This window comes from Pseudomonas sp. PS01299 (assembly GCF_029960145.1).
GTDB classification, from domain to species: domain Bacteria; phylum Pseudomonadota; class Gammaproteobacteria; order Pseudomonadales; family Pseudomonadaceae; genus Aquipseudomonas; species Aquipseudomonas putida_A.
Map to the genome: position 1 here is coordinate 1 of NZ_JASCPO010000363.1, position 3,792 is coordinate 3,792.

Here is a 3,792-nt window from a genome sequence, read left to right on the forward strand (position 1 = left end):
CGCGAAAGCGGTCTGTCAGCCAATGCATCATCAACTGACAGACCGCTTTCGCGAGCAAGCCCGCTCCCACAATTCAGATGTTTATTGACGGACCAGGCGGTGATTCGGCAGTTGTACCGCTTCGGTGCTGCGATACGGGTTGATATCCAGCCCGCCGCGACGCACATAGCGCGCAAACACCGTGAGCTTCTCCGGCTTCAGCAAACGCTGCAGGTCGAGGAAAATCCGCTCCACACACTGCTCGTGGAAGTCCGAGTGCTGGCGGAAGCTGACGATGTATTCCAGCAGACTGGCGTGATCCAGCGCCGCGCCACGATATTCCACCACCACGCTGCCCCAGTCCGGCTGACTGGTCACCGGGCAGTTCGATTTGAGCAGATGGCTATGCACGCTCTCTTCGACAATCCGCGAATCATCGCAACGCAGCAGTTCCGGACGCGGATGCTCATAGTTGCTGACGCTGATGTCCAGATCGTCGATGCACACGCCCGGCAACGCCACGACGCCTTCGGCCTCGACGTCCTTCAGGCTGCGTACCCGTACGCCGACCGGTTTGCCGGCAGCGGCCGACAGGTCCTTGACCAGCGTCGCCTCCAGGCTGGCGATATCGGCAAACGGTGTCTGATTCAGCGAGTTCAGGTACAACTTGAACGACTTCGATTCGATAATGTTCGGCGAATCCGCCGGAATGCTGAATTCACCGATCGCCACCACCGGCTTGCCCGATGGCAACAACCACGACAGTTCGAAGCAATTCCAGAAATCCACGCCTTTATAGGGCAGGGTTTCGGCGGTCAGGCCCAGCTCGGCCCATTTCGCGGTGCGCGGAATCGGGAACAGCAGGGACGGCGTGTACGTGGCGATGTATTCGCTGGATTTGCCCAGCGGCGAATGTTCGGCTGCGGGATGCATGGCGGAAACCTGACTGAAGAATCAGCGGATTCTATCAGCCTTTGCGCCCGCCTTTGAGTGCTTACTGACTGACAGTCAGTTTGCCGACCATGCCCGCCTGGTAGTGACCGGGAATATTGCAGGCAAATTCCAGGCTGGTGGCTTTGCTGAAGGTCCAGGTCAGCTCGGCGGTCTTGCCCGGCTCGACCAGCACGCTGTTGGGGTCGTCGTGCTTCATGCCGTGGTCCATGCTGCCGTGATCCATGTCCGCCATGTCGTGGGACATTTCTTTCATGCCGGTAGGCGTGAGCATGCCGCTTTGCTGCATCTGCAACATTTCCTGCTGGTGTTGGGCATGCATCGCGGCGTCACCGAGGTTGAATTCGTGCAGCAACTGGCCTTTATTCACCAGCACAAAGCGAACCGTCTCACCGGCCTTGACCTGAATCGCCTTGGGATCGAACGACATGTCGTTCAGTACAACTTCAATGCTGCGAGTAGCCTTGGCTGCTGGAGCCGGTTGGCCAAAATCATAAGTGTGCGCGGGAGCGGCCCAGACAGGTGAACTCAGCGCTAGCAAGCAGGCGGCGACGGCCAGAGGGTTGCGCAAAAACATAGTCATACTCCAACAAGATAAGGTTCAGCCTGTGGGAAACTCTAGCCCGCCTGCGCTGGCAGCTACCTGACAGGCAGATTACAACTTTGTCAGGTTGGCGTGTGTCGGCTGCTCCCACGGTATAACGCTTTTGTTCCTACAACCCGAGTCGCCCATGAAACTGCTGATCGTCGAAGACCAACCGAAAACCGGCCACTACCTGCGCCAGGGCCTGACCGAGGCCGGCTTCAACACAGAACTGGTGGCCGACGGCGTCAGCGGTCAGCAACTGGCGTTGAACGGGGATTATGCGCTGTTGATTCTCGACGTGATGCTGCCCGGGCGCAGTGGCTGGCAGATTCTGCAGGCGGTGCGCAACGCCGGCCTCGACACGCCGGTACTGTTTCTCACCGCCAAGGACGCCGTGGAAGACCGGGTGCACGGCCTCGAACTCGGCGCCGACGATTATCTGGTCAAACCCTTCGCCTTCTCCGAACTGCTGGCCCGGGTGCGCAGCCTGCTGCGCCGGGGCAGCGCCCTGCCCCAGGAAACCAGCCTGCAACTGGCCGATCTGCGTCTGGACCTGATCCGCCGCCGCGTCGAGCGCAGCGGTCAGCGCATCGACCTGACCGCCAAGGAGTTCGCCCTGTTGGAAATGCTTCTGCGCCGTCAGGGTGAAGTGCTGCCGAAATCGCTGATTGCCTCGCAAGTCTGGGACATGAACTTCGACAGCGACACCAACGTGATCGAAGTGGCGATCCGGCGCCTGCGCCTGAAGATCGACGATGACTTCCCCAATAAACTGATCCACACCGTGCGCGGCATGGGTTACGTGCTTGAAGAGCGTCCGGCCTGATGCGTCGCCTGTCCCTGAGTTCTCGTCTGGCCTTGCTGTTTGCCGCCTGCACCGCCGTGGTCTCGCTATTCGCCGGGGTGCTGTTCAGCCGCGCCAGCGAGGCGCACTTCATTGAGCTCGATCAGCAATTGCTGGACGGCAAGCTGATCGGTTTGCGCCGAGCCTTGCAGGATGTGCAACCCGTTCAGCGTGAGGCGCGGCTGGCGGATGAGCTGAGCCGTCAGGCCGATCTGGCGCTGCGTATTACCGGCAGTGACGGCCAGCGCTGGTACGACAGCTCGATCAATTTACCGCAGGACTTGCCGCAACAGCCGGGCCTGTCGACCATCAGCCATGACGGCGCCGACTACCGCGTGCTCAACGCCCCGCTCGATCCAGAGCAACCCGATTCGCCGCAACTGACGCTGCTGCTGGACATCACTCATCACCAGCACTTCCTGCAGCGCATGCAGCATCTGATCTGGCTGACCGTCGGCTTGTCGGCCCTGGCCACCGCGCTGCTCGGCGCCTGGGCCGCACGCAGCGGCTTGCGTCCGTTGCGCCGTATGAGCGCAGTCGCCCGTGGGATTTCCGCACATTCGCTCAACGCCCGACTGCCGGAAGCGCAAATGCCGCCGGAGCTTGCGGAAATGGCCCACAGCTTCAACGCCATGCTCGGACGCCTCGACGACTCGTTTCAGCGGCTGTCGGCGTTCTCTGCCGACATCGCCCATGAACTGCGCACACCGCTGTCGAACCTGCTGACCCACACCCAGGTCACCCTCACCCGCCCGCGACCGATCGAGGATTACCGCGAAGCCCTGCACAGCAACCTCGAAGAACTGCAATGGATGGCGCAACTGGTCAACGACATGCTTTATCTGGCCAAGGCTGATCACGGTTTGCTGATGCCCAAGCGTGAGGCACTGGAATTGGCGGATGAGAGCGATGTGTTGCTGGAGTTTTTCGCGCCACTGGCCGAGGACGCCGGGGTGACACTGAGCCGCGAAGGTCATGCGCGCATGGAAGGTGATCGCAATATGTTGCGCCGGGCCTTGTCGAATCTGCTGGATAACGCGCTGCGCTTCACCCCGGCGTCAGGCAGCGTGCGCCTGTCCATCGTCGATCAACCGCACATAGCGCAGGTGTCGGTGGAGAACAGTGGCGAAGGCATTTCGGCAGAGTTGTTGCCACGGCTGTTTGACCGGTTTTATCGAGCAGATCCGGCGCGGCAGGAAGGCAGCAGTGAACATGCGGGGCTGGGGCTGGCGATTACCCAATCGATCGTCCGCGCGCATGGTGGGCAGATTCATTGCGAATCGGCTGCGGGGTGGACGCGGTTTGTGATTGAGTTGCCCAAGGGGAATTGAGGCCAGCAGGTCCGGCCCCTTCGCGAGCAGGCTCACTCCTACAGTTGAAATGCATTCCCCTGTAGGAGTGAGCCTGCTCGCGATAGCGGTAATAGAGATTA

4 protein-coding genes are annotated in these 3,792 nt (G+C 60.9%); 2 read left to right on the forward strand and 2 right to left on the reverse strand.

All coding sequences use genetic code 11. The features are described 5' to 3' along the window. Positions 1-81: 81 nt before the first annotated feature. Positions 82-912: an NADPH-dependent 7-cyano-7-deazaguanine reductase QueF gene (gene queF / locus QMX91_RS29645; RefSeq protein ID WP_003226566.1), complete on the reverse strand. Its 831-nt coding sequence runs from the start codon at positions 910-912 to the stop codon at positions 82-84. Positions 913-973: 61 nt separating this feature from the next. After that, a complete protein-coding gene (locus QMX91_RS29650) occupies positions 974-1,507 on the reverse strand; it encodes a cupredoxin family protein (protein WP_223009016.1) in 534 nt (177 codons plus the stop codon). Positions 1,508-1,661: 154 nt separating this feature from the next. Here QMX91_RS29650 and QMX91_RS29655 point away from each other — a divergent pair, with 154 nt between their 5' ends. Continuing rightward, a complete protein-coding gene (locus QMX91_RS29655) occupies positions 1,662-2,342 on the forward strand; it encodes a heavy metal response regulator transcription factor (protein ID WP_134786948.1) in 681 nt (226 codons plus the stop codon). After that, the gene (locus QMX91_RS29660; protein WP_282413808.1) at positions 2,342-3,691 is read left to right on the forward strand and encodes a heavy metal sensor histidine kinase; all 1,350 of its coding nucleotides are present in this window, start codon (positions 2,342-2,344) and stop codon (positions 3,689-3,691) included. Before QMX91_RS29655 ends, QMX91_RS29660 begins: the two co-directional genes overlap by 1 nt. Positions 3,692-3,792: the final 101 nt, after the last annotated feature.

Bases quoted from the DNA above. Each gene is read 5' to 3' on its own strand.
- queF (WP_003226566.1), bottom strand. From the start codon at position 912: ATGCATCCCGCAGCCGAACATTCGCCGCTGGGCAAATCCAGCGAATAC.
- QMX91_RS29660 (WP_282413808.1), top strand. From the start codon at position 2,342: ATGCGTCGCCTGTCCCTGAGTTCTCGTCTGGCCTTGCTGTTTGCCGCC.
- QMX91_RS29655 (WP_134786948.1), top strand. From the start codon at position 1,662: ATGAAACTGCTGATCGTCGAAGACCAACCGAAAACCGGCCACTACCTG.
- QMX91_RS29650 (WP_223009016.1), bottom strand. From the start codon at position 1,507: ATGTTTTTGCGCAACCCTCTGGCCGTCGCCGCCTGCTTGCTAGCGCTG.